This is a genomic window from Streptomyces sp. NPDC006463 (assembly GCF_042870715.1).
Lineage (GTDB): Bacteria > Actinomycetota > Actinomycetes > Streptomycetales > Streptomycetaceae > Streptomyces.
The window spans coordinates 43612-69602 of record NZ_JBIAHP010000015.1 but is presented as its reverse complement, the minus strand read 5'-3'; the positions used below and the strand labels follow the sequence as shown (position 1 = coordinate 69602).

19 protein-coding genes and 1 pseudogene are annotated in these 25991 nt (G+C 71.7%); 15 read left to right on the top strand and 5 right to left on the bottom strand.

What is annotated here, in order from left to right; translation table 11 throughout:
• Positions 1-11: 11 nt before the first annotated feature.
• From ACFYOB_RS26115 to ACFYOB_RS26105, 3 genes are all read right to left on the bottom strand, one after another.
• Positions 12-1628 carry a TROVE domain-containing protein gene (locus ACFYOB_RS26115; RefSeq protein ID WP_388563354.1) on the bottom strand — a complete coding sequence of 539 codons (1617 nt, stop codon included), beginning with the start codon at positions 1626-1628 and terminating at the stop codon, positions 12-14.
• A gap of 423 nt (positions 1629-2051) precedes the next feature.
• Complete coding sequence (locus ACFYOB_RS26110) at positions 2052-2489, bottom strand: NUDIX hydrolase (protein ID WP_388563352.1); 438 nt, start codon at positions 2487-2489, stop codon at positions 2052-2054.
• A gap of 14 nt (positions 2490-2503) precedes the next feature.
• Positions 2504-3058: an NADAR family protein gene (locus tag ACFYOB_RS26105; protein WP_388563350.1), complete on the bottom strand. Its 555-nt coding sequence runs from the start codon at positions 3056-3058 to the stop codon at positions 2504-2506.
• Positions 3059-3252: 194 nt separating this feature from the next.
• Between ACFYOB_RS26105 and ACFYOB_RS26100 the strand changes: the two genes are divergently transcribed.
• The 8 genes and pseudogenes from ACFYOB_RS26100 to ACFYOB_RS26065 all read left to right on the top strand — a co-directional run.
• Positions 3253-4767, top strand: a complete 1515-nt coding sequence (locus ACFYOB_RS26100) for a gamma-aminobutyraldehyde dehydrogenase (RefSeq protein ID WP_388563529.1) — start codon at positions 3253-3255, stop codon at positions 4765-4767.
• Between the two features lie 48 nt (positions 4768-4815).
• Positions 4816-6066, top strand: coding sequence for a spermidine/putrescine ABC transporter substrate-binding protein (locus tag ACFYOB_RS26095; RefSeq protein ID WP_388563348.1), 1251 nt, complete (start codon positions 4816-4818; stop codon positions 6064-6066).
• A 66-nt stretch (positions 6067-6132) separates the two neighbouring features.
• Positions 6133-7284 carry an ABC transporter ATP-binding protein gene (locus tag ACFYOB_RS26090; protein WP_388563346.1) on the top strand — a complete coding sequence of 384 codons (1152 nt, stop codon included), beginning with the start codon at positions 6133-6135 and terminating at the stop codon, positions 7282-7284.
• On the top strand, positions 7281-8210 hold the full coding sequence (locus tag ACFYOB_RS26085) for an ABC transporter permease (protein ID WP_388563344.1): 930 nt from the start codon (positions 7281-7283) through the stop codon (positions 8208-8210). Before ACFYOB_RS26090 ends, ACFYOB_RS26085 begins: the two co-directional genes overlap by 4 nt.
• Complete coding sequence (locus tag ACFYOB_RS26080; RefSeq protein WP_388563342.1) at positions 8210-9016, top strand: ABC transporter permease; 807 nt, start codon at positions 8210-8212, stop codon at positions 9014-9016. Before ACFYOB_RS26085 ends, ACFYOB_RS26080 begins: the two co-directional genes overlap by 1 nt.
• A 40-nt stretch (positions 9017-9056) precedes the next feature.
• Complete coding sequence (locus ACFYOB_RS26075) at positions 9057-10475, top strand: NAD(P)/FAD-dependent oxidoreductase (RefSeq protein WP_388563340.1); 1419 nt, start codon at positions 9057-9059, stop codon at positions 10473-10475.
• Between the two features lie 152 nt (positions 10476-10627).
• Positions 10628-11092 carry a hypothetical protein gene (locus ACFYOB_RS26070; RefSeq protein WP_388563338.1) on the top strand — a complete coding sequence of 155 codons (465 nt, stop codon included), beginning with the start codon at positions 10628-10630 and terminating at the stop codon, positions 11090-11092.
• Positions 10993-11850, top strand: a pseudogene (locus tag ACFYOB_RS26065) (chitinase); the annotation flags it as partial. The gene ACFYOB_RS26070 and the pseudogene ACFYOB_RS26065, both read left to right, overlap by 100 nt.
• Here ACFYOB_RS26065 and ACFYOB_RS26060 read toward each other — a convergent pair.
• A complete protein-coding gene (locus ACFYOB_RS26060; RefSeq protein WP_388563335.1) occupies positions 11807-12604 on the bottom strand; it encodes a phosphatase PAP2 family protein in 798 nt (265 codons plus the stop codon). The pseudogene ACFYOB_RS26065 and the gene ACFYOB_RS26060 overlap by 44 nt on opposite strands.
• Positions 12605-12746: 142 nt before the next feature.
• Positions 12747-14081 carry a 4-aminobutyrate--2-oxoglutarate transaminase gene (gene gabT, locus ACFYOB_RS26055; protein ID WP_388563333.1) on the bottom strand — a complete coding sequence of 445 codons (1335 nt, stop codon included), beginning with the start codon at positions 14079-14081 and terminating at the stop codon, positions 12747-12749.
• A 236-nt stretch (positions 14082-14317) separates the two neighbouring features.
• Between gabT and ACFYOB_RS26050 the strand changes: the two genes are divergently transcribed.
• The 7 genes from ACFYOB_RS26050 to ACFYOB_RS26020 all read left to right on the top strand — a co-directional run bounded on the left by ACFYOB_RS26050 (position 14318) and on the right by ACFYOB_RS26020 (position 25874).
• Positions 14318-16453 carry an ATP-binding protein gene (locus tag ACFYOB_RS26050; protein ID WP_388563331.1) on the top strand — a complete coding sequence of 712 codons (2136 nt, stop codon included), beginning with the start codon at positions 14318-14320 and terminating at the stop codon, positions 16451-16453.
• A gap of 150 nt (positions 16454-16603) precedes the next feature.
• A complete protein-coding gene (locus ACFYOB_RS26045; protein ID WP_388563329.1) occupies positions 16604-18184 on the top strand; it encodes a PucR family transcriptional regulator in 1581 nt (526 codons plus the stop codon).
• A gap of 183 nt (positions 18185-18367) precedes the next feature.
• On the top strand, positions 18368-19813 hold the full coding sequence (locus ACFYOB_RS26040; RefSeq protein ID WP_388563327.1) for an aldehyde dehydrogenase family protein: 1446 nt from the start codon (positions 18368-18370) through the stop codon (positions 19811-19813).
• Positions 19814-19968: 155 nt separating this feature from the next.
• The gene (locus tag ACFYOB_RS26035) at positions 19969-21912 is read left to right on the top strand and encodes an acyl-CoA dehydrogenase family protein (RefSeq protein WP_388563325.1); all 1944 of its coding nucleotides are present in this window, start codon (positions 19969-19971) and stop codon (positions 21910-21912) included.
• Positions 21913-22000: 88 nt separating this feature from the next.
• Positions 22001-23302: a hypothetical protein gene (locus ACFYOB_RS26030; protein ID WP_388563323.1), complete on the top strand. Its 1302-nt coding sequence runs from the start codon at positions 22001-22003 to the stop codon at positions 23300-23302.
• A gap of 20 nt (positions 23303-23322) precedes the next feature.
• The gene (gene dxr, locus ACFYOB_RS26025; protein ID WP_388563321.1) at positions 23323-24576 is read left to right on the top strand and encodes a 1-deoxy-D-xylulose-5-phosphate reductoisomerase; all 1254 of its coding nucleotides are present in this window, start codon (positions 23323-23325) and stop codon (positions 24574-24576) included.
• Positions 24573-25874 (top strand): M50 family metallopeptidase, encoded by a 1302-nt coding sequence (locus ACFYOB_RS26020; RefSeq protein ID WP_388563319.1) that lies wholly within the window; start codon positions 24573-24575, stop codon positions 25872-25874. The genes dxr and ACFYOB_RS26020 overlap by 4 nt, the downstream gene beginning before the upstream one ends.
• Positions 25875-25991: the final 117 nt, after the last annotated feature.

Here is a 25991-nt window from a genome sequence, read left to right as displayed (position 1 = left end):
TGAGCCAGGCCTCAGGCTGAGGCCGCCGCCGCCCACGGCCAGTCGGCGTCCCGGCCGCCCTCGATCAGGGCCACCATGCGGAAGGCCGCGTCGGTGAGCCCGCCGAAGGTGTGCCGGTTCGCGGAGCCGGACGGCGCGTGCCCCACGCGGTAGCCCGCCAGGTTCCAGGTGTACACCGGCACCGTCGGCGGCACCTCTGCCGTCGGGTCACCGCCGTGGCGGTAGGCGGCGGCCTGCTCGTCGGTGACGATCAGCACCCGGTCGTGGCCGCGGTAGTGCTCCCGCACGGCCTGCGCCGTGTAGGTGCCGCCGAGGTTCCCGAACCGCTCCAGCACCTTCAGTACGGATTCGCCCCGGCTGTACGGGACCACCTGGCTGGTCGAGCCGAACTGCACCAGGTCCGCGTCCTCGGCCCGCAGCGCCAGCGCCGCCCCGAACACGGCCGCCGCGTCCGCCCGGTTGAGCTTGGAGCGGTCCGACAGCGGGGACCACATCGACCCGGACCGGTCGACGAGGACCAGGGTCCGCCCGGGCAGCGCCGGTACGTTGCCCAGCGAGTGGCCGAGCGCCTGCTCCAGCGGGTACGCCCAGCGCAGCGAGGGCGCGTGCTGGTAGGCCGCCAGGTAGCGGAAGGGGAACTGCCGCGCCCGGGCGACGGCCTGCGGGTCGCAGATCCTCGCCGCCACCCGCTCGGCCACCTCGTCCGAGACCCCGGCCTGGTCGAAGTTGCGCAGGTTGCGCAGCAGGGCCATCGCACCCATCGACGGGATGACCGCCTCCCAGGCGGCCGCGTCCATGGGTCCCTGCAGCCAGCCGGCCAGCGCCTCCCAGGTCATGCCCGCCTCCGCGAGCCGCTCGGCGCCGTCCGGGGCGAGCACCACGGCGCGCCGCTCGGAGACCGGCAGCGCCATCAGAGCCCGGTGGGCCGCCAGGGTGCGGTTGCCCGCCGGGACCTCCGCGCTCTCCGGGTTGTGCCTGCGGTCGAGGGCGTAGCGGAACAGCTCGCCCTGCCAGGCCTTGGCCGGGTCGGGGGAGGCGTGCACGAGGTTGAGGACGTCGCCGAAGCGGAAGCCCTTGGAGTCGGTGTCGTACTTCAGCAGCGAGGTGCCGGAGTAGAGCCTGCGTACGGCGTCGGCGATGCCGCGCTTGACGGGCTTGGGCACGTTGCGCCCGTACGTCGCCGTCCAGTAGGCCAGCAGCTCACCGGGCTCGTCCGCGCGCCGCAGCACGGAGTCCACGACCTGCCGGTTCGAAGGCCCCTCGGTGGCGCCCGCGTCGAGCCGGGCCCAGACGTACTCGGCAGCGCCGACGAGTGAGGCGGTCCGCATGTTCGCGTCCCCGCGGAGCCAGCCCAGCAGGCCGGCGGTCCACGCGGGGTCCTCGACCGCGAGCCGCCGCACGAGGGCGCCGAAGCGGTCGTCGCGGTCTTCGCCGCTCTCGTAGAAGGTCTGCTGCGTCACGAAGTTGGCGACGGCGAGCAGGAACAGCTCGGAGCGCGCATCGCGTTCGTGACCCGGTCCGCCCTCTCGGGTGCGAGCGCGGCGGGTCGAGCGCACGGGCGAAGCCGGCCGAGAGGCGGGCGCGGACGCGGACGTGGACGTGGACGAGCGCAGGTTGAAACGAGCCATGGTGAATCCCCCGAATTCAAAGGACGCGGGGGAGGCGTGACGTGAGGGATGCCCGAGATCGAAGTCGGCGACGGACTGTGTCGACTGCTCTGCCAAGCTGAGCTACCGGCCGTGGCCGGGCGGGATTCGAACCCGCGACCCGTTGATCCGGAAGTAACCGTTGCCTGCGCACCGGGCATCCCCCCACGTACGGCCTCCCGAGATCAAGGTGGCGGCGGCCTGGTGTCTTTGCAAAAGAAGGAGCCGCAGCCTGCGCACCGGGAGGTGCGTGACGTAGGTGTCCAGAGAACAAGGTCGGCGAAACCACGTGGTGCTCTGCCAACTGAGCTACACCGACTTGAAGCCGGTGACGGGACTTGAACCCGCGACCTCCCCATTAACAGTGGAAGTAGGTCTCCCCTGCGCACCTGGACGAGGATCACGTTAGGCGGCGGGTCCGGGCGCCGCCACGCAATTACCTCCTGGTCGGACCGTGGCCGCCATCAGCAGCGTCGGCACCATGACCTCGCCGTCGGCGCTCCCGCGCGACAGCGGGACCCAGATGAGCCCGACCATCCGCGGGCAGTCGCACACCAGGTCCGGGTCGACACCGAGGACCGGCTCGCCGGGCTCGACCTCCACGCGGAAGCAGGAGGTCCACCCCGACGGGTACGGCGAGTCGTACGCGTACCGCACGCCCAGGGCGCGCAGTCCCACCTCTTCGGCCACTTCCCGCCGGACCGCATCCTCGGGCTGCTCGCCGGCTTCGAGCCCGCCACCCGGCAGGGTCCAGTACTCGGGCCCGTCGTGCCGCCCCGTGGGCCCCCGCCCGCGCTCGCGCACCATGAGAACGCAGCCGTCCCGGATGATCACGGCTGCCACCCGGCGCCGCTCCGTCACGCGCCGCTCGTGCGCAGCCGGTCCCGGGCCTCCATCAGGGCGAAGCCCAGCAGGTTCAGGCCACGCCAGCGGGCCGGGTCCAGGGCGCGCTCGTCGTCGGCCGACAGCCCGATGCCCCAGATCCGGTCCATCGGGCTGGCCTCCACCAGCACCCGGTTACCGGTGGACAGCAGGTACGAGCGCAGCGCCGGATCGGAGGCGAACTTGTGCACGCTGCCCTCCACCACGAGCGCGAACCGCTCCCGCTCCCAGATCGCGTCGTCGAAGCCGCGCACGAGCCGCCCGGCCTTCTTCGCCTCCGCCGCAGTGGCCGCCGAGAGCGCGGCGCGCTCGGCCTCCGCGTCCTGGAACAAGCGGGCCTTCCCGGCCATCATCCAGTGCTCAGCCGTGGCATATCGGACATCACCCACAGTGAAGGCGGACGGCCACCACTGGCTGAGGCAGCTCGGTCCGAGCGTCCCGTCGGGCCTCGGGCGGTGCCCCCAGAACGGCAGGAACTTGACCCGTTCACCCTGGCTGACCTGCTTGATCAGTTCGTCGATCATCTCCATGCACGCGAGTCTGACAGTCGCCACTGACACTTCGTACGGGATTTCGGGTGTGCCTCGACACATGGTCGACCGATTCCGTCGCGTAATCAAAAGGCAACAACGGAATCACTTGGCCGAGGGGATGTCCTCTGTCAGGATCGGCACTCAATTCGAGCTGTAGCTCGAACTGTAGCTACGGAGAGCGTGAGAGCGTGATGGGCAACCGCTTCCAGGTCAAGGACCGCTTCGCGGACGGCGCGCAGTACATCGACGGGCGACTCAGGTCCGGCACCTCCGGTCAGTCACACACGGTGGTCGATCCCGCCACCGGCGACGAGGTCCTCACCTACGAACTCGCGAGCACCGCGGACGTCGACGAGGCCGTCGCCGCCGCCAAGAGGGCGTTCCCGGCATGGTCCGGCGCCACTCCCGGGGAGCGTTCGGACGCCCTGCACCGGCTGGCCGCCGTACTGGCCGAGCAGGCTGAGGACTTCGCGTACGCGGAGTCCCTCCAGTGCGGGAAGCCGATCAAGCTGTCCACGGAGTTCGACGTCCCGGGGACCATCGACAACACGGCCTTCTTCGCGGGCGCCGCCCGCCACCTCCAGGGGCAGGCGGCCGGCGAGTACTCCGGGGACCACACCTCGTACGTACGCCGCGAGGCCATCGGCGTCGTCGGCTCCATCGCGCCCTGGAACTATCCGCTCCAGATGGCCGCCTGGAAGATCCTCCCGGCGATCGCGGCGGGCAACACCATCGTCCTCAAGCCCGCCGAGCTCACCCCGCTTACCTCGCTGATGTTCGCGCAGGCGGCCAAGGACGCGGGTCTGCCGGACGGCGTGATCAACATCGTCACGGGCGCCGGCCGTGAGGCCGGGGAGCACCTGGTCGGCCACCCCGACGTGGGTCTTACCTCCTTCACCGGTTCGACGGCCGTCGGCAAGCGGGTCGCCGAGATCGCCACCGCCACCGTCAAGCGGCTCCACCTGGAGCTCGGCGGCAAGGCCCCCTTCCTCGTCTTCGACGACGCAGACCTGGAGGCCGCCGCGCACGGCGCCGTCGCCGCCTCCCTCATCAACACCGGCCAGGACTGCACCGCCGCCACCCGCGCGTACGTCCAGCGCCCCCTGCACGACGCCTTCGTCGCCCGCGTCGCGGAGCTGATGGAGACCGTCCGCCTCGGCGACCCCTTCGCGGCCACCACCGACCTCGGCCCGCTGGTCTCCCACGCCCAGCGCGACCGGGTCGCCGGCTTCGTCGAGCGCGCCCGCGCGTACGCCACCGTCGTCACCGGCGGCGAGACCCCGGGAGGTGAGCTCGCCGAAGGCGCGTACTACCGGCCCACCCTCATCACCGGCGCCGCCCAGGACAGCGAGGTCGTCCAGTCCGAGATCTTCGGCCCGGTCCTGGTCGTCCTGCCCTTCGACACCGACGACGAGGGCATCGCGCTGGCCAACGACACCCCGTACGGCCTCGCCGCCTCCGCCTGGAGCCGGGACCTCTACCGGGCCAACCGGGCCACCCGCGAGATCAAGGCGGGCTGCGTCTGGGTCAACGACCACATTCCGATCATCAGCGAGATGCCCCACGGCGGCTACAAGGCGAGTGGCTTCGGAAAGGACATGAGTGCCTACTCCTTCGAGGAGTACACGCAGGTCAAGCACGTGATGTACGACAACACCGCGGTTGCCGCGAAGGACTGGCACCGCACGATCTTCGGGGACCGATAGGAAACCACCGCCTGACCAGCGGCCCAACATCCCGAAAGGGCAACGCGCATGGAGCAGTTCGAGCCCGACCGCCTCTCGGCGGCGCAACTCGCCGCGATGCGGCGCAGCCTCACCAGCGGGCGCGGCGCCCTCACCCGCCGCTCGCTGCTGCGCGCCTCCGGAGTCGGAGCGCTCACCCTCGCAGGCCTGTCCACCCTCGCCGCGTGCGGCATCCCGCCCGCCAAGCGCGCGGGTGACGCGGCGGTGGCCTCCGACGACCACTCGGCCCAGGAGAAGGAGATCAACTTCTCCAACTGGACCGAGTACATGGACACCAGCGAGGACGAGAAGAGCCGTCCCACCCTGGAGGAGTTCACCAAGCGGACCGGGATCAAGGTCAAGTACACCGAGGACATCAACGACAACGTCGAGTTCTTCGGAAAGATCCGCCCGCAGCTCGCCGCAGGCCAGGACACCGGCCGCGACCTGATCGTCGTCACCGACTGGCTCGCCGCCCGCATCATCCGCCTCGGCTGGGCGCAGAAGCTGGACCCCTCACACCTCCCGCACGCCTACGCGAACCTGATCCCGCAGTTCCGCACCCCCGACTGGGACCCGGGCCGTTCGTACAGCTACCCGTGGACCGGCATCGACACCGTCATCGCCTACAACACCAAGGCCACCGGCGGGAAGAAGGTCGACTCCGTCACCCAGCTGCTCGACGACCCCACCCTCAAGGGCCGGGTCGGCTTCCTCACCGAGATGCGCGACAGCGTCGGGATGACCCTGCTCGACCAGGGCAAGGACCCGGCGAACTTCACCACCGCGGACTTCGACGGGGCGATCGGCCGGCTCCAGAAGGGCGTGGACACCAAGCAGATACGCCGCTTCACCGGCAACGACTACACGGCCGACCTCGACAAGGGTGACCTGGCCGCCTGCCTCGCCTGGGCGGGCGACGTCATCCAGCTCCAGGCCGGCAACCCGGACATCCAGTACGCGATCCCGGCACCCGGCTACATCACCTCCAGCGACAACCTGCTGGTCCCCGCCCACGCCCGGCACAAGGTCAACGCCGAGAAGCTCATCGACTTCTACTACGAACCTGCGATCGCCGCCCAGCTGGCCGCCTTCATCAGCTACGTCTGCCCGGTCGAGGGCGTCAAGGACGAGCTGGCCAAGATCGATCCCGCTCTCGCGGACAACCCGCTGATCGTGCCGGACAAGGCGATGGCCGCAAAGGCGCACTCCTTCCGCTCGCTCAGCAGCGAGGAAGAGACGGCGTACGAAGAGAAGTTCGCCAAGCTGATCGGCGCGTAGCCGTACCCGCCTCGCCGCGAACACCTCCCTTGACCTCTTCGCCCCACCCAACCCCGGGACCCATCCATGACTGACAAGACCGCGGGCGGCGACGTCCGCCTCGCCGGGATCAGCAAGCACTACGGCACCTTCACCGCCGTGCACCCGCTGGATCTCACCATCCCCCAGGGCTCCTTCTTCGCCCTGCTCGGCGCGTCCGGCTGCGGGAAGACCACCACCCTGCGCATGATCGCCGGCCTGGAGGAGCCCTCCACCGGCACGGTCCACCTCGGCGACCGGGCGGTCACCCACCTGCCGCCGTACAAGCGGCCGGTCAACACGGTCTTCCAGAGCTACGCCCTCTTCCCGCACCTGAACATCTACGAGAACGTCGCCTTCGGCCTGCGTCGCCGCGGCATAAAGTCGGTCAAGAAGCAGGTCGACGACATGCTGGAGCTGGTCCAGCTCGGCCAGTTCGCCCAGCGCAAGCCGCACCAGCTCTCCGGCGGGCAGCAGCAGCGGGTCGCGGTCGCCCGCGCCCTGATCAACCACCCCCAGGTGCTCCTCCTCGACGAGCCGCTCGGCGCCCTCGACCTCAAGCTGCGCCGCCAGATGCAGCTGGAGCTCAAGCGCATCCAGACCGAGGTGGGCATCACCTTCGTGCACGTCACGCACGACCAGGAAGAGGCCATGACCATGGCCGACACGGTCGCCGTGATGAACGGCGGCCGCGTCGAGCAGCTGGGCGCGCCCGCCGAGCTGTACGAGAACCCGGCCACCACCTTCGTCGCCAACTTCCTCGGCACCTCGAACCTCATCGAGGCCGAGGTCCTGGAGGCAGGCGGCGCCGATGTCGTGGTCAGCTCGGCCGGGACGAAGCTGCGGCTGCCCGGGGCCCGGTGCTCGACCACCCCGAAGGCGGGCGGAAAGCTGCTGGTCGGTGTGCGCCCGGAGAAGATATCGCTGGTCCACGCCGACGAGGAGCACACCGTCGCGGCGGGCCGCAACAAGGTGCCCGGCCGGATCGCCGCCTCCTCCTTCATCGGCGTATCCACCCAGTTCGTCATCGACAGCCCCGTTTGTTCCGAGCTGGAGGTGTACGTCCAGAACATCGAGCGGGACGCCCGCCTGGTGCCGGGCGCCGAGGTGATCCTGCACTGGAACCCGGAGCACACCTTCGGCCTGGATGCCGCTCAGGACATCGACGCGGGCATCGAGACGGTCGAGGAGAGCGCGTGACCGCCACAGCCGCGCCGCCCCAGGCGCCCGCCCCCGCCGGACCCCCGGTCCACAAGCCGTCCGTGCGCAAGCGGCTGGTCCCGTACTGGCTGCTGCTCCCCGGCATCCTGTGGCTGCTGGTCTTCTTCGTGCTGCCGATGGTCTACCAGGCCTCCACCTCGGTGCAGACCGGCTCCCTCGAAGAGGGCTTCGAGGTCACCTGGCACTTCCAGACCTACTGGGACGCCTTCACCGAGTACCTGCCGCAGTTCCTGCGCTCCCTGCTGTACGCCGGCACCGCCACCGTGCTGTGCCTGCTGCTCGGGTACCCGCTGGCCTACCTGATCGCCTTCAGGGCGGGCCGCTGGCGCAACCTGCTGCTCGTGCTCGTCATCGCGCCGTTCTTCACCAGCTTCCTGATCCGCACGCTCGCCTGGAAGACGATCCTGGCCGACAGCGGCCCGGTCGTCGCCGTCCTCAACAAGATCGGCTTCCTGGACGTCACGAGCTGGCTCGGCATCACCCAGGGGGACCGGGTGCTGGCCACGCCGCTCGCGGTCGTCTGCGGTCTCACGTACAACTTCCTCCCCTTCATGATCCTGCCGCTGTACTCCTCGCTGGAGCGCATCGACACCCGCCTCCACGAGGCGGCCGGGGACCTGTACGCCCGCCCCGCCACGGTCTTCCGCAAGGTGACCTTCCCGCTGTCCATGCCGGGCGTGGTCTCCGGGACCCTGCTCACCTTCATCCCGGCGAGCGGCGACTACGTGAACGCCGAGCTGCTCGGCTCCACGGACACCCGGATGATCGGCAACGTCATCCAGTCGCAGTACCTGCGGATCCTCGACTACCCGACGGCCGCCGCGCTGTCGTTCATCCTCATGGCCATCGTGCTGATCGTGGTCACCATCTACATCCGCCGAGCGGGGACGGAGGACCTGGTCTGATGCGCACCCCCATCGCCTGGCTCCGGCGCAATCTGGTCGTCATCGCGGGCCTCGTCACGCTCGCGTACATGATCCTGCCGAACGTGGTCGTGACCGTCTTCTCCTTCAACAACCCCACCGGGCGGTTCAACTACGCCTGGCAGGAGTTCTCGCTCGACGCGTGGAAGGACCCCTGCGGGGTCGCCGACCTGTGCGGCTCCCTCTCGCTCTCCCTCCAGATCGCCCTGTGGGCCACCGTCGCCGCGACCGCGCTGGGCACCGCCATCGCCTTCGCGATGGTGCGCTACCGCTTCAGGGCGCGGGGCGCGGTCAACTCGCTGATCTTCCTGCCCATGGCCATGCCCGAGATCGTGATGGCGGCCTCACTGCTCGCCCTCTTCCTCAACATGGGCATCCAGCTGGGCTTCTGGACGATCCTGATCGCCCACATCATGTTCTGCCTCAGCTTCGTCGTCGCCGCCGTCAAGGCGCGTGTCCTGTCCATGGACCCGCGGCTGGAGGAGGCCGCCCGCGACCTCTACGCGGGCCCGGTGCAGACCTTCGTACGGGTCACCCTGCCGATCGCGGCACCCGGTATCGCGGCGGGCGCGCTGCTCTCCTTCGCGCTCTCGTTCGACGACTTCATCATCACCAACTTCAACTCGGGCAACACCGTCACCTTCCCCATGTTCGTGTGGGGATCGGCCCAGCGCGGTACGCCTGTGCAGATCAACGTCATCGGCACGGCGATGTTCGTCGTAGCGGTGCTGGTGGTGCTCGCCGGCCAGATGGTCGGCAACCGCCGCAAGAAGGCACAACCGAAGTAGTTCGAAAGCACGTCATCAGTTCCGTAGGGAGTTGGAAGCCATGGCCCCAGTCGCCATGCGTAGTGTTGCGAAATCCCTTTCCGAAGCGAAGCCGGTCTCGTACTGGCTGGACGACCCCGGCAAGCCCGCCGCGCAGCCGGCGCTGACCAGCGACGAGCGGTGCGACCTGCTGGTCATCGGCGGCGGTTACAGCGGTCTGTGGACCGCGCTGATCGCCAAGGAGCGCGACCCCGGACGGGACGTCGTCCTGATCGAGAGCAAGGAGGCGGGCTGGGCCGCCTCCGGCCGCAACGGCGGCTTCTGCGCCGCCTCCCTCACCCACGGCCTCGGCAACGGAATGGCCCGCTGGCCGGGGGAGCTCGCCAAGCTGGAGGAGCTGGGCGCCCGCAACCTCGACGCCATCGAGGAGGCGGTCGCCCGCTACGGCATCGACTGCGACTTCGAGCGCACCGGCGAGATCGACGTGGCCACCGAGCCCCACCAGGTCGAAGAGCTGCGGGAACTTCACGAGGAGGCCCGCCGCCTCGGCCTCGCGGGCGGCTCCGAGTGGCTGGAGTCGGACGCGCTGCGCGCCGAGGTCGACTCCCCGACCTTCCTCGCGGGCCTCTGGGACCGTGACGGCGTCGCCATGCTCAACCCGGCGAAGCTGGCCTGGGGCCTCAAGCAGGCCTGCCTCGACCTCGGGGTGCGGATCTACGAGAACACCCGCGGCCTCAAGATGGCCTCGGCCGGCCCCGGGATGACCGTGCAGACCCCGTACGGGACGATCCTCGCGCGCCGGGTCGCCCTGGGCACCAACATCTTCCCCTCGCTCGTCCGCCGCATCCGCCCGTTCACCGTGCCGGTCTACGACTACGCGCTGATGACCGAGCCGCTGGACGAGGCGCAGCTCGCCTCCATCGGCTGGAAGAACCGGCAGGGTCTGGGCGACAGCGCGAACCAGTTCCACTACTTCCGGATCACCAAGGACCACCGGATCCTGTGGGGCGGCTACGACGCGATCTACCCGTACCGGGGGAAGCTCGACTCCGAGTACGACCACCGCCCCGAGACCTACCTCAAACTCGCGGAGCACTTCTTCACCTGCTTCCCGCAGCTGGAGGGGATCCGCTTCAGCCACGCGTGGGGCGGGGCGATCGACACCTGCTCGCGCTTCTCGGCCTTCTTCGGCACCGCGCACTCCGGGAAGGTGGCCTACGCGGCCGGCTACACCGGGCTCGGGGTGGGCGCCACCCGCTTCGGCGCGGACGTGATGCTGGACCTGCTCGACGGCGTCTCCAGTGAGCGCACCCGGCTGGAGATGGTGAAGTCCAAGCCGATGCCCTTCCCGCCCGAGCCCTTCGCGTGGACCGGGATCACCCTCACCAAGTGGTCGCTCGCCCGCGCCGACAGCCGGGGCGGGCACCGCAACCTGTGGCTCAGGACGCTGGACCGCTTCGGCCTCGGCTTCGACAGCTGATCCGCCGAGGCGCACGCCTGCGCCGCACGCCCGTCGGCGTGTGACCCGCTTCACCACGCCGGAGTAACGGAACCCGCGTCATGGACCCGCCCGGCCCCGCTCTCTCCCGGTGAGAACCCTTCACCGAGCACGAGACGAACGGAGGCCGGGCGATGGCGATTCCGGAGACCAGGACGGCAGTGGAATGGCTGGTATCGGCGGCGCCGGATCCCGAAGCCTGCCGGTCGCAGTGGGAGCGCAACCCCCTCGGGGTCGCCCTGCTGCCCGCCGGCCGGCGCTGGGACGTGCTGATCCTGCCCGGGGAGCTGGGGCAGACCACCCTCGACGTGCTGAACCCGCTCCTCGACCGGCCCGGCCCGGTGCTCGCCGATTTCGGCGACTCGCGGCTGGGCTTTTTCGTGCCTCCGGGCACGGCGTCCCGCTGGGTCGGTACGGGCGTACGCGGCGCCGGGCGCGGGACCTGGATCGTGGTGCCGTATCCCGGCCGGGCCACGGGCGGCGTGCGCTGGCTGGTGCTCCCGGACGGGCAGGGGACGCTCACCGACCCGGTGGTGCTGGAGCTCGCGATGCACGAGGCGGCCGCGCGCGTGGTGGCGGAGGAGGACCGGAAGCCCTGACAAGGGCCTCAGCTGGCGACCACGGCCGCCCGCGAACCTTCGTCTCCTCCGTCAGCGCGATCATCGACGAGTACGGCCTGGACGGCCTCGACATCGACTTCGAGGACCACTCCCTCCCCCTCGCCACCCGGGCCACCGACTTCCGGGCCCCCACCACCCCGGGAATCGTCAACCTGATCTCGGCCGTGAAGACCCTGAAGTCCAGGTACGGCCCCGGCTTCGTACTGACGATGGCCCCGGAGACCTTCTTCGTCCAGCTGGGCTACCAGTACTACGGCTCGGGCCCCTGGGGCGGCCAGGACCCGCGGGCGGGCGCGTACCTCCCGGTCATCCACGCCCTGCGCGACGACCTCACCCTGCTCCACGTCCAGGACTACAACTCGGGCTCGATCATGGGCCTCGACAACCGGTACCACTCCATGGGCGGCGCGGACTTCCACATCGCCATGACCGACATGCTGCTCACCGGCTTCCCGGTCGCCGGCGACGCCGCCCGCGTCTTCCCGCCGCTGCGCCCGGAGCAGGTCGCCATCGGCCTGCCGGCCACGACGAACGCGGGCAACGGCCACACTCCGCCGGCCGAGGTGAACAAGGCCCTGGACTGCCTGACGAAGAAGGCCGACTGCGGCGCGTACCGGACCGACGGCACCTGGCCGGGCCTGCGCGGCCTGATGACCTGGTCGGTGAACTGGGACCGCTTCGGAGGCCGGGAGTTCAGCCGGAACTTCGACGGGTACTTCGCGGGTGCGGCCGGCTGACCCACCGCACCGCCAGCAGCAGCGGGGCGCACACGAGGAGGCTGGCCAGCACGTCCAGCGGCCAGTGCCAGCCCCGCAGCACCAGGCCCACGGCCGTCGAACCCGTCAGGACGAGTGCGGCGGCCTTCGGCCATGCCCGGCGGGTGTACGGGGCGACGAGCAGCGCCGCCCCGAGGTAGGCGACGGCCGCGGTCGCGGTGTGGCCCGAGGGGTAGTAGCCGGCGGCCCAGGGCTCCAGCGGACCGGGCCGGGCGGTCCACTCCTTCAGCGGCACGACCAGGGCCGGGACCAGGGCCATGGCCAGGGCCGCGGCCGCGGCGCCGAGCCGGTTGCCGCGCCGGGCGGCGTACGCCACGGCGAGGAGGAGCACGGGCAGGGCGACCGGGACGTTCCCGAGGTCCGAGAGCCGTTCGGTGACGGCGTCGGGGACGCTGCGGACGAGGGCGCGGCTGAGGCGCGCGTCCGGGGACAGCAGCGGCCCCGAAACCAGGACCTGCCAGGTGATCAGGGCGAAGGCGGTCAGGCAGAGCGTTGCCTGGACGGCGGCCTTGGGAAGAGTGGCCGGCCGTCCCGGAACAGGGGGGATGGTTCCGGGACGGCCGCCCGGATCGGGTCGCCGCACGCCCCGGGGGGTTTGGGGCGGTCGGCCGTCCGATCGGTGAGGAGTGTGCGCGAACGCATGCCCAGTACGGCGCTGGGGAAGCCCGGCACTGGTGTCGCCCACGGTTTCCCGGGAGCGGGGTGTCTCACTCATCTGCAGAAACCGTACGGCAGCGAAAGGGGGACCGACAGCAGGAACGCGCTCCCGCCATCGGCCCCCCACACGTTCTTCACAGCGCCCGACGATTACCGCCGGTAGCGGCTCGGTGCTGCGTTCGGACGTTCTAGCCGTTCGATCAGATGCCCGCGAAAGCGGCCTCGATGATGTCCAGGCCCTCGTTCAGCAGGTCCTCGCCGATGACGATCGGCGGCAGGAAGCGGAGCACGTTGCCGTAGGTGCCACAGGTGAGGACCATCAGACCCTCGGCGTGGCAGGCCTTGGCGAGCGACGCGGCCGCCTCCGGGAACGGGGTCTTGGACGCGGGGTCCTTGACGAGCTCGATCGCGATCATGGCGCCGCGGCCGCGGATGTCGCCGATGATCTCGTACTTCTCCTGCATGGCCGTCAGGCGGGACTTCATGACGGACTCGATCTTCTTCGCCGCGGCGTTGAGGTCGAGCTCCTTCATGGTCTCGATGGAGCCGAGCGCACCGGCGCACGCCACCGGGTTGCCGCCGTAGGTGCCGCCCAGGCCGCCCGCGTGGGCGGAGTCCATGATCTCGGCGCGGCCGGTCACGGCGGCGAGCGGCAGACCGCCCGCGATGCCCTTGGCCGTGGTGATCAGGTCGGGGACGATGCCCTCGTCCTCGCACGCGAACCACTGGCCGGTGCGGCAGAAGCCGGACTGGATCTCGTCGGCGACGAAGACGATGCCGTTGTCGTTGGCGAACTTCACGAGCGCCGGCAGGAAGCCCTTGGCCGGCTCGATGAAGCCGCCCTCGCCGAGGACCGGCTCGATGATGATCGCGGCGACGTTGTCGGCGCCGATCTGCTTGGTGATCTGGTCGATCGCCTGGGCGGCGGCCTCGGGGCCGCAGTTCTCGGCGCCGGTGGGCCAGCGGTAGCCGTAGGCGACCGGGACGCGGTAGACCTCGGGGGCGAACGGGCCGAAGCCCTGCTTGTACGGCATGTTCTTCGAGGTCAGCGCCATCGTGAGGTTCGTACGGCCGTGGTAGCCGTGGTCGAAGACGACGACGGCCTGGCGCTTGGTGTACGCACGGGCGATCTTGACGGCGTTCTCGACGGCCTCGGCGCCGGAGTTGAACAGGGCCGACTTCTTGGCGTGGTCACCCGGGGTCAGCTCGGCGAGGGCCTCGCAGACCTCGACGTAGCCCTCGTACGGCGTGACCATGAAGCAGGTGTGTGTGAAGTTCGCGAGCTGCGCGGAGGCGCGGCGCACGACGGCCTCGGCGGAGGCGCCGACCGAGGTCACGGCGATGCCGGAGCCGAAGTCGATCAGGCGGTTGCCGTCGACGTCCTCGATGATGCCGCCGCCCGCGCGGGCCGTGAAGACGGGGAGCACGGAGCCCACGCCGCCGGCCACCGTCTCGAGGCGGCGGGCCTGCAGCTCCTGCGACTTGGGGCCGGGGATCGCGGTGACGATGCGGCGCTCCTGCGGGACAGCGGTCATAGAGGGCTCCTGGGGGTGTTTTCGGACGCACTTGTGTCTTTGTCCGCAGGCTAGGCCCGGGGATGGGGGTACTGCATGCTCCGTTCGGGAGTGATGCCCGCGTGTCCTTGTCCTTGACGGCCATAGGAAGGATGCGGGACGTGTCCCGCCGGTCATGGCGGGGTACGGCCCCAACGCCCGGGCCGGGCACTAGATTGAGCGCCGCAGCGCACGGCACGGTCAGGGGGCAGGGGTTCATGGACACCGAGGGCACGTACGACGGTCAGGAGACCCGTTCGGGTCGTGTACCGCGACCCGCCGGCCCCCCCGCGCACCCGCCGGCCCTGCCGGGCCTCCCGCCGAAGCCCACCCACGCGCCGGCGGCCGGGCCGGTTCTGGCGGACTGGCTGCGCCACCCGCGCGCCTCCGACGGGCCGGGCGTGTGGACGTACGGGCACGTGCCGCGGGCCGCCGAGGAACCCGAGGTCACCCCCACCCGCCAACTGGTCAGCGGTGCGCTGATCGCCCTGCTGGCCGGGCTGCTGCTGTGGTCCCTGCTGTGGAACGGCTACCTCGGCGGGTTCTGGCTCTGGCCCCTTTACATGTTCACGCCCGACTCCTGGGCGGGGACGCTCCCGTCGGTCGTGGCCTCGTACGTCTGGTACGCCGTGGTCGCCGCCACCCTGACCATCGGCTTCGGGCGCCTCGGCCGCTGGCCCGAGCTGGGCCGCCGGCTGCTCGCCAGCCGCGCCGTCCGCGCCGTCCGCGCCGTGCACGCCCTGCAGGGCCCCGCCCCGGTCCGTCCCGAGGCGGGGGGCGCCGACGACCCCGCGCGCTGGCCGCAGTTGCGGGGTGCCGGGCTGGAGGACGCGGCCGAACGGCTCGAAGGGGAGGCCGGGGCCGGGCGGATGAACGACGTGGACTACGCACGGATCCGACGGGCGTGGGAGTCCGTGTGCGCGGACCCGTCCCGGCTGAAGGCGTTCGCCGAGGCCGTGCGCGACAAGGGCGCCGGGGCCTGCGTACACCCGTCCGGGGAGCGGGACCTGCCCGTGCGCGCCGCCCGGCACGACCTGCTGGCCCGGCAGGTGCTGCTCGGCACCGTCGAGGACGGCCCGCGCAACCCGTACCCCCGCCGCGGTACCTCGCTCGCGCTCGACCCCGAGGTCCTCGGGACCTCGCTGCTCGCCGTCGGGCCCTCGGGATCCGGCAAGACCGGCCGGCTGGTGCGGCCCGTCGTCGAGTCCCTCGCGCTGCAGGCGCTCGCCGGCCAGGCCGCCGTCGTCGCCGTCGGCGCGGCCGGGGCCCGGCTCGGGCCGGACACCGCGTACGACGTCGTGGTCCGCGTCGGCGACCCCGACTCCGTCTACGACCTCGACCTCTACGGCGGCGCCACGGACCCCGACGAGGCCGCCACCCTGCTCGCCGAGGCCTTCGTCGCGGACGTACCGGGGATCGAGGTGCGGCGGGCCGCGACCGCCCTGGCCCAGTTGCTGGGGCCCTTCCGGGCGGCGTACGGGCGCTTCCCCGCCGTGCCCGAGCTGCGCGAGCTGCTCGACCAGGGGCCGGACGCCTTCGGCGAGCTGCGCCGGGACCTTGCCGACGCCGGCCAGCACACGATGCTGCGCGAGCTCGACGCCCGGGAACGGCAGCACGGGGCCGCCGCGGACCCCGGACCGGCCCTCGCCGACCGCGTGGCCCTGCTCGACCGGCCCGCCTTCGCCGGGTTCTTCGACACCACCGGCCAGGGCCGGCCGTTCTCGCTGCGCACCCTCGAACACCCGATCCGGGTCCGCGTCGACCTGCCCGAGCGAGGGCACGCCGACGCCTCGCGGATGCTGGCCCGGCTGTTGCTCGCGCAGTTCAACGCCGCCGCGGCCGCCCGCACCGACCGCTCCCTCTTCGCCTTCCTCGCCTTCGACGACGCCTCGCACACCCTGACCGCGCAGACCGTCCGGGGCGTGCAGCGGCTGCGCTCGGCGAACGCCGGAGTCCTGCTCACGCTGCGCTCGCTGGACGACGTACCCGAGGAGCTGCGGACCCCGTTGCTCGGTGCGGTCGGCTGCCGGATGGCCTTCTCCGGGGTCACCACCTGGGACGGCAAGCGGTTCGCCGAGACCTGGGGCACCGAATGGGTGGAGACGCGCGACGTCACCCACCGCACCGTCTTCGCGGACCAGCCGCTGACCCGGGCGATCCACGCCTTCCGCAAGCTCGTCACCGGCAAGGCCGTCACGACCGACGCTGTCACCGTGCGGCAGGTGGAGCGGGAGCGGTGGTCCGCCTCGGACCTGGCGCACGACGTGCCGCCGGGGTACGCGGTGCTGTCGCTGACGTCGGTCCGGGGGGAGCGGGCGGCTCCCCTGCTGGTGCGGCTGGCAGGAACGGCCTGAACGGCTGAACCGCCTGAACAGACCCGTACGAGGTGGCAGAATCGAGGGGAGCCGTTCGTACGACACGGCGAAAAGCGGACGCGGCCCCTCCTGCTGCCATTCTGCCGCTCCCCTTCCGCCACCCCCTCCCGCTAAGGCCCCTGGTAACCGATGCCGCTCACCCTCGCCTCGCTCGTCCAGCACTCGGCCCTCAAGCTCAGCGTCCGGGCGGGGGAGGGTCGCCTCGACACCCCCGTGCGCTGGGCGCACGTCAGCGAGCTCGCCGACCCGGTGCCCTACATGGAGGGCGGGGAACTGCTCCTGATCACCGCGATGAAGCTGGACGCGGAGGATCCCGAGGAGATGGTCCGCTACGTGCGCCGCCTCGCCGCGGCCGGTGTCGTCGGCATCGGCTTCGCCGTCGGCGTGAACTACGAGGCGATCCCCGAGGCGCTGGTCGAGGCGGCGCGCACCGAGGACATGCCGCTGCTGGAGGTCCCGCGGCGGACCCCGTTCCTCGCCATCAGCAAGGCCGTTTCCGCCGCCCTCGCGGCCGACCAGTACCGGGCCGTGACCGCCGGTTTCGAGGCGCAGCGGGAGCTGACGCGCGCCGCGCTCGCCGCCGACGGGCCCGCCGAGCTGCTGTCGAAGCTGGCCGCGCACGTGCACGGCTGGGCCGCGCTGTACGACACCTCGGGCGCGGTCGTCGCGGCCGCCCCTGACTGGGCCGCGCGGCGCGCCGCCCGGCTCACCCCGGACGTGGAGCGGCTGCGGGAGCGGCCCGCGCCGGCGAGCGCCGTGGTCGGCGGCTCGGAGGACCGGGTCGAGCTGCAGTCCCTGGGCACGGGCCGACGGGCCCGCGGCGCGCTCGCCGTCGGCACCGGCGCCCCGCTGGGCACGGCCGAGCGGTACGCGGTCCACTCCGCGGTCGCGCTGCTGACCCTCACCACCGAGCGCTCGCGCTCGCTGCACGACGCCGAGTCCAGGCTGGGGGCGGCGGTGCTGAGGATGCTGCTGGCGGGGGAGGCGGAGCACGCGCGGGCGGTGGCCGGGGACCTGTACGGGGCCCTGCTGGAGGCCCCGTTCCGGCTGATCGCGGCCGAGCCGGCGCTGCCGGGCACCGCGCAGCCCGAGGGTCTGGCCCTGCTGGCCGACACCGTGGAGTCGGCGGCCGCCCGCACCGGCGAGCCGCTGCTCGTGGTCCCGGAGCCGGGCCGGCTCGTCGTCCTGGCCGCCGACGGGGGCTCGGCCGTACAGGCTTGCCTGGACCACGCGGAGGCGCTGGAGGCGCGGCGCGGCCGGGACGCCGCCGGTCCGGAGCCGGACGAACTCGTCGTCGGCCTGTCCGCGCCGGCCGGGCCGGGCGCCGTGGCGGCGGCCCTGAAACAGGCCGACCAGGCCATGGCCGTGGCCCGGCGGCGGGGACGGCCGCTGGTGGAGCACGAGGAGATGGCGGCGGGCTCGGTCCTGCCCCTGCTGGCCGACGACGCCGTACGCGCCTTCGCGGACGGCACGCTGCGCGCGCTGCGGGAGCACGACGAGACGGGGCGCGGCGACCTGGTGGCCTCGCTGCAGGCCTGGCTCTCCCGGCACGGCCAGTGGGACGCGGCCGCCGCCGACCTCGGCGTGCACCGGCACACCCTGCGCTACCGGATGAAGCGGGTCGAGGAGATCCTCGGCCGCTCCCTGGACGACCCGGACGTCCGCATGGAGCTGTGGCTCGCCCTGAAGGCCTCCCCGGCACCGTCCTGAGTCACGCCCCAGCAGGCGGCCCGCAGGTGCGACAGTGACAAACCGGCGCGGCCCGGACCGCAGGTACTACACCCCGGCTAAACGCCGAATCCACGGCCGGGTCCTACGGTGGAGGGGACAACGACCCGCCCCCAGCCACCGCTGGGCGGTGCCCCAGCACACATTCGAAGGGCCGGGATTCGCATGACTTCCACCCACGCCTTCTGGCTCGCCGGCCGCCAGGCCACCGGCGATGACAGCTTCGACGTCCACTCCCCGTGGGACGGCCGGCTGGTCGGCACGGTCAGCGTGCCCACCGACGCCCAGGTCGAAGAGGCCGTGGCCGCTGCGCACGCCGTGACGGCGGAGTTCTCCGCGACCCCCGCCCACGTGCGCGCCGCCGCCCTGGACCACGTGTCCAAGCGGCTCGCCGAGCGCACGGAGGAGATCGCCCAGCTGATCTCCGCCGAGAACGGCAAGCCCGTCAAGTGGGCCCGCGGTGAGGTCGGCCGTGCGGTGTCCGTGTTCCGTTTCGCCGCCGAAGAGGCCCGCCGCTTCAACGGCGGAGAGGCCCAGCGCCTCGACACCGACGCCGGTGGCGTCGGCCGCCTGGCGCTGACCCGCCGCTTCGTCAAGGGCCCGGTCCTCGGCATCGCGCCGTTCAACTTCCCGCTGAACCTGTGCGCCCACAAGGTGGCCCCGGCCATCGCCGTCGGCGCGCCGATCATCCTCAAGCCCGCGCCGGCCACGCCGCTGTCCGGGCTGATCCTGGGTGAGCTGCTCGCCGAGACCGACCTCCCGGCCGGCTCCTGGTCGGTCCTGCCGGTCGCGAACGAGAAGATGCCCGCCCTGGTCAAGGACGAGCGCCTCCCCGTCATCTCCTTCACCGGCTCCGACACCGTCGGCTACGCCATCCAGCAGTCCGTGCCCCACAAGCACTGCACGCTGGAGCTCGGCGGCAACGCCGCGGCCGTCGTCCTCGCCGACTGGGCCTCCGAGGCCGACCTCGACTGGGCCGCGACCCGTATCGCGACCTTCTCGAACTACCAGGCCGGCCAGTCCTGCATCTCGGTGCAGCGCGTGATCGCCGACGCCTCCGTCTACGACGCCCTCGTCGACAAGGTCGTCGCGAAGGTCCAGGCGCAGGTCACCGGTGACCCGTCCGACTCCGCCACCGACGTCGGCCCCCTCGTCTCCGAGGACGCCGCCAAGCGCGTCGAGTCCTGGGTCGACGAGGCCGTGTCCGGCGGAGCCAAGCTGCTCACCGGTGGCAAGCGCGAGGGTGCCTCGTACGAGCCCACCGTCCTCGCGGACGTCCCGGCCGGCGTGAAGCTCGCCACCGAGGAGGTCTTCGGACCGGTGCTGACGCTGCAGAAGGTCGAGGGCACCGACGAGGCCTTCGCCGCGGTGAACGACTCCAAGTTCGGTCTGCAGACCGGCGTCTTCACCCGCGACATCCAGACCGCGTTCCGCGCCCACCGCGAGCTCGAGGTCGGCGGTGTGGTCGTCGGTGACGCGCCGTCCTACCGCGCCGACCAGATGCCCTACGGCGGCGTCAAGCAGTCCGGTGTGGGCCGTGAGGGTGTCCGCTACGCGATGGATGACTACACGTACGAGCGAGTCCTGGTCCTGACCGGCCTCGACATCTGATCTCGTACGGCCAAAAAGCCGACGGCCGGAGCCCACTGTGCGGGGGCTCCGGCCGTTCCCCTTTTCCCGAGGGCGTGAACGGGGTACGACTCACAGGTAGCACCGGCCGGTGGTCCGGTGCACCACCCGACTCCGGCGGCGAGGTGAGCCCCCTCATGTCCGCAACACAACCCGTACAGCCCAAGGTGACCGAGCGCGAGGCACGGCAGGTCGCGGAAGCGGCCCGGGAGCAGGACTGGCGCAAACCCAGCTTCGCCAAGGAGCTCTTCCTCGGCCGGCTGCGGCTGGACCTGATCCACCCCCATCCGCTGCCCGCCGACGAGGACGTCCGGCGCGGCGAGGCCTTCCTGGCCAGGCTGCGGGCCTTCTGCGAGACGCAGATCGACGGTGCGCGCATCGAGCGCGAGGCGAAGATCCCCGACGAGACCGTGCGCGGGCTGAAAGAGCTCGGCGCCCTCGGCATGAAGATCGAACCCAAGTACGGCGGCCTCGGCCTCACCCAGGTCTACTACAACAAGGCGCTCGCCCTCGTCGGCTCCGCCAGCCCGGCCATCGGCGCCCTGCTCTCCGCCCACCAGTCCATCGGCGTCCCCCAGCCGCTGAAGATCTTCGGTACGCAGGAGCAGAAGGACACCTACCTGCCGCGCTGCGCCACCACCGCCATCAGCGCCTTCCTGCTCACCGAGCCCGACGTGGGCTCCGACCCGGCGCGCCTGGCCACCACGGCGGTCCCGGACGGCGAGGACGCGTACCTCCTCGACGGCGTGAAGCTGTGGACCACCAACGGGGTCGTGGCCGACCTCCTCGTCGTCATGGCCCGCGTCCCCAAGAGCGAGAACCACCGCGGCGGGATCACCGCCTTCGTCGTGGAGGCCGATTCCCCGGGGATCACCGTCGAGCACCGCAACGCCTTCATGGGGCTGCGCGGCCTGGAGAACGGCGTCACCCGCTTCCACCAGGTCAGGGTGCCGGCGGCGCAGCGCATCGGCGCCGAGGGAGCCGGCCTCAAGATCGCGCTCACCACCCTCAACACCGGCCGGCTGTCGCTGCCCGCCATGTGCGTCGGTGCCGGGAAGTGGTGCCTGAAGATCGCCCGCGAGTGGTCCGGCGTACGCGAGCAGTGGGGCCGTCCCGTCGCGCGGCACGAGGCCGTGGGCGGCAAGATCTCCTTCATCGCCGCCACCACCTTCGCCCTCGAAGCGATGGTCGACCTGGCCTCCCAGATGGCCGACGAGGACCGCAACGACATCCGCATCGAGGCGGCCCTCGCCAAGCTCTACGGCTCCGAGATGGCCTGCCTGATGGCCGACGAGCTGGTCCAGATCCGCGGCGGCCGCGGCTTCGAGACGGCCGAGTCCCTGGCAGCCCGCGGCGAGCGCGCCGTCCCCGCCGAGCAGATGCTGCGCGACGTGCGCATCAACCGGATCTTCGAGGGCTCCACCGAGATCATGCACCTGCTGATCGCCCGGGAGGCCGTCGACGCCCACCTGTCGGTCGCGGGCGACCTCATCGACCCGGACAAGGCACTCGGCGACAAGGCGAAGGCGGGCGCCCGCGCCGCCGGGTTCTACGCCCGCTGGCTGCCCCAGCTGGCCGCCGGCGCCGGCCAGGTCCCCGGCACCTACCGGGCCTTCCACCCGAGCGGCCACCCCGACCTCGCCACCCACCTGCGCTATGTGGAGCGCTGCGCCCGCAAACTCGCCCGCTCGACCTTCTACGCGATGTCGCGATGGCAGGGCCGGATGGAGACCAAGCAGGGCTTCCTCGGCCGGATCGTCGACATCGGCGCCGAGCTCTTCGCGATGAGCGCGGCCTGCGTCCGCGCCGAGTACCTGCGCGCCGAAGGGGAACACGGCCGCGAGGCCTACCAGCTCGCCGACGTCTTCTGCCGGCAGTCCCGGATCCGCGTCGAGGAGCTCTTCGGCCGGCTCTGGTCCAACACCGACGAGATCGACCGCAAGGTCGTCGAGGGCGTCCTGACCGGCACCTACACCTGGCTGGAGGAAGGCGTCCTCGACCCCTCCGGTGACGGCCCCTGGATCGCGGACGCCGCCCCCGGCCCCTCCACTCGGGAAAACGTGCACCGTCCCATCCGCTGACCTGCGATCATCACCGAACGTCGGACAGACGTACGAGGATGAGTACGAGTACCAGTACGCGTACGAGCACGGCAAGGCGGATCCAGCGATGCCGACGGCGGAAGACCGCAACAGCCGACGGCTGGCCTGGTGCGTGGCGCACCTCCTGCGCCACGCACCGGACCACGTCGTCGTCGACCTGATCGGCCGGCTCGACGCGCCGACCCGCAAATACCTGTGCCGCGACGAGTGGCTGTCGGCCTCGACCGTCACCCTGCTGCTGCGCCACGGCGGCGAGGCGGACCGACAATTCGTCGCCCGCAACCCCCACGTCGTCGGACGGCCGCTGCCCGGCCTGCCCGGGCCGGCGCGGTACGCGGCCCGGCCGGGGCCCTCGCCGGAGCTGCTGGGGCAGGTCGGACCCGGGCCCTTCGCCCCCGGCGAGCTGATCGCGCTGCTGCGCCGCCACGGCCGCCGGCCCCGGATCCCGCTCACCTTGCTGCGGATGCCGCACGACCCCCTCGACCCGCAGACGCTGCTCGCCGAGCACGTCCGGGCCCCGCTGCCGCCCGGCGCCGTCGAGGCCCTGCTGCTGGCCGGCGGACTGCCCCGGGAGACCTGCCAGGCGCTGCTGGACACCGGCCCGCAGGACACGTCACGGCGCCAGTGGCACCGGCCCGCCGTACGCGCCGTCCGCATGGGGCTGCTCACCTTCGACGAGCTCGTCGCCCACGTGGCGCCCGCCCACCGGACCCTGCTGCTCGCGCACCTCCCCGAGACCGCCGGCCTGCGCTGGTCCCTGCCCGAATGGACGGGGATGCGCACGGCCGTCGCCCGGGCGCTGCGCCCGCTGCGCGACGATCCCCGGCTGTGGGCGGAGCTGCTGCGGCACGCCCACGGTTTCCGCGGCACCCTGCCGGTCCTCGTGGCCCGGATCGTCCGCGGCACCCTGGCCGAGCCGGCCGGCCCGCAGGCCGTCGACGGACTCCCCGCGGCCGTGGCCTCCCTGACCCCGAAGGCCGCCGAGCCCATCGGGGGCGTGGACCGCGAGCTGGCACTGGCGAGCCTCGCGGTGCCCGTGGACTCCGTCGAGGAGGACATCCGGTGGGTGCGGGACTGCCTGGCCCGCGGGCTGCTGACCGGCGAGGACGTGATCCGGCACAAGGCGCCCGCCTGCTGGGCCCTGGACGAGGACCACTGGCTGGGGGACGTGCACCACCCCGACCGCCACGACTGGGCCGAGCCGGTGCTCGCCGCGCGGGCCGAGGCCGACCGGCTGTTCGCCGTGTCCATCGGCGCCGATCCGGACGCCTGGTGGCGCGTCGCCGTCACCCTCCCGGACTTCGCCGGAACGCTCCCGCACCTTCTCCTGCGGGTCACGGAAGGGGGCTCCGTGTCGGGCCGCTCCTGACTTGCGGCAACAATGGGGGCATGAGCGACCGCCCAGCCCCCCTCGCCGATCCGCACCTCCTCTTCGACCCCGCGGCCGGCCCCCGGGACATCGTCATCCTCGGCTCCACCGGGTCCATCGGCACCCAGGCCATCGACCTCGCCCTGCGCAACCCGGACCGGTTCCGGGTGACCGCGCTGTCCGCCGCCGGCGGGCGCGTCGGGCTGCTGGCCGAGCAGGCCCGGCTGCTGCGGGTCCAGACGGTGGCCGTCGCCCGCGAGGACGTCGTACCGGCCCTGAAAGAGGCGCTGAGCGCCCAGTACGGCGCCACCGAGCCGCTGCCCGAGATCCTGGCCGGGCCCGACGCGGCGGCCGAGCTCGCCGCCTCCGAGTGCCACACCGTCCTCAACGGCATCACGGGTTCCATCGGCCTCGCGCCCACCCTCGCCGCCCTGCGGGCGGGCCGGACCCTGGCCCTGGCCAACAAGGAGTCGCTGATCGTCGGCGGCCCGCTGGTCAAGGCCCTGGCGAAGCCGGGCCAGATCATCCCGGTGGACTCCGAGCACGCGGCGCTGTTCCAGGCGCTCGCCGCGGGCACCCGGGCCGACGTGCGCAAGCTCGTGGTCACCGCCTCCGGCGGGCCCTTCCGCGGCCGCACCCGCGAGGAGCTGGCGGCGGTCACGGTCAAGGACGCGCTCGCGCACCCCACCTGGGCCATGGGCCCGGTGATCACGGTGAACAGCGCCACCCTCGTCAACAAGGGGCTGGAGGTCATCGAGGCGCACCTGCTCTACGACATCCCCTTCGAGCAGATCGAGGTCGTCGTCCATCCGCAGTCCTACGTGCACTCGATGGTGGAGTTCACGGACGGCTCCACGCTCGCCCAGGCCACCCCGCCCGACATGCGCGGCCCCATCGCGATCGGCCTCGGCTGGCCCCAGCGGGTCCCGGACGCGGCCCCGGCCTTCGACTGGACCAAGGCGTCCACCTGGGAGTTCTTCCCGCTGGACACCGAGGCCTTCCCCTCGGTGGGCCTGGCCCGGCACGTGGGCACGCTCGGTGGCACGGCCCCGGCCGTGTTCAACGCGGCCAACGAGGAGTGCGTCGAGGCGTTCCTGGCCGGTCGGCTGCCGTTCACAGCAATCATGGATACCGTCTCTGCCGTGGTCGATGAGCACGGGACGCCGGAGTCGGGAACTACCCTGACGGTCCAGGACGTCCTCGAAGCAGAGGCCTGGGCCAGGGCCCGGGCGCGGGAGATGGCGGCTCGGGCCGCCGTGGAGGCGGGCGCATGACAGTTCTGATGACGGTGCTCGGGGTCGTGCTCTTCGCGGTCGGCCTGCTGGTCTCCATCGCCTGGCACGAGCTCGGACACCTCTCCACGGCCAAGCTCTTCGGCATCCGGGTGCCGCAGTACATGGTCGGCTTCGGCCCGACCATCTGGTCGCGGAAGAGGGGCGAGACCGAGTACGGGATCAAGGCCATCCCGATGGGCGGCTACATCCGCATGATCGGGATGTTCCCGCCCGGCGAGGACGGCAAGGTCACCGCCCGCTCCACCTCCCCGTTCCGGTCGATGATCGAGGACGCGCGCTCAGCCGCTTACGAGGAGCTCCAGCCCGGCGACGAGAGCCGGCTCTTCTACACGCGCAGGCCGTGGAAGCGCGTCATCGTGATGTTCGCCGGACCGTTCATGAACCTGGTCCTGGCCGTGGCGATCTTCCTGACCACCTTGATGACCTTCGGGCTGAACACCCAGACCACCGTGGTCAGCTCGGTCTCCGACTGCGTCATCCAGCAGAGCGAGAAGCGCGACAAGTGCGCCCCCGGCGACCCGGCCGCCCCGGCCAAGGCCGCCGGCCTGGAGCAGAAGGACAAGATCGTCGCCTTCAACGGGCGCCCGGTGAAGGACTGGTCCGCCCTCCAGAAGGACATCCGCGCCACCGTCGGCCCCGCCACGATCACCGTCGAGCGGGCCGGCAAGCGCCTTGACCTGCACGCCAACCTGATCGAGAACAAGGTCGCCAAGACCGACGGCGACGGCCGGTACGTCAAGGACCAGTACGTCACCGCAGGCTTCCTCGGCTTCGCCCCCGCCACGGGCTACGTGCCACTGAGCTTCGGCCAGTCCGTCGACCGCATGGGCGAGATGATGGAGGCCGGCGTCCAGTCCCTCGTCGACCTGCCCGGCAAGGTCCCGGACCTGTGGAACGCCGCCTTCAACGGCGCCGAGCGCAAGCAGGACAGCCCCATGGGCGTCGTCGGCGCGGCGCGGGTCAGCAGCCAGATCTTCAACCTGGACATCCCCGCCCAGTACCAGCTGGTCTTCTTCCTCAACCTGCTGGCCGGCTTCAACCTCTCGCTGTTCCTGTTCAACATGCTCCCGCTGCTCCCGCTCGACGGCGGCCACATCGCGGGCGCCCTGTGGGAGTCCGTCCGCCGCACCGTGGCGAAGATCTTCCGCCGTGCCGACCCCGGCCCCTTCGACGTCGCGAAGCTGATGCCCGTCGCCTACGTGGTGGCCGGGATCTTCATCTGCTTCACGCTGCTCGTGATGGTGGCGGACGTGGTGAACCCCATCAAGATCACCTAGCGCCGCCGGGACCACCCCACGACGACGGGCGCCGGGCACGGATCGTGCCCGGCTCCCTACGTTCGGGTGGCTCGCCCCCCGGGATGCGTGGGCCGCGTGCTGCTTGGCGTAATCTCG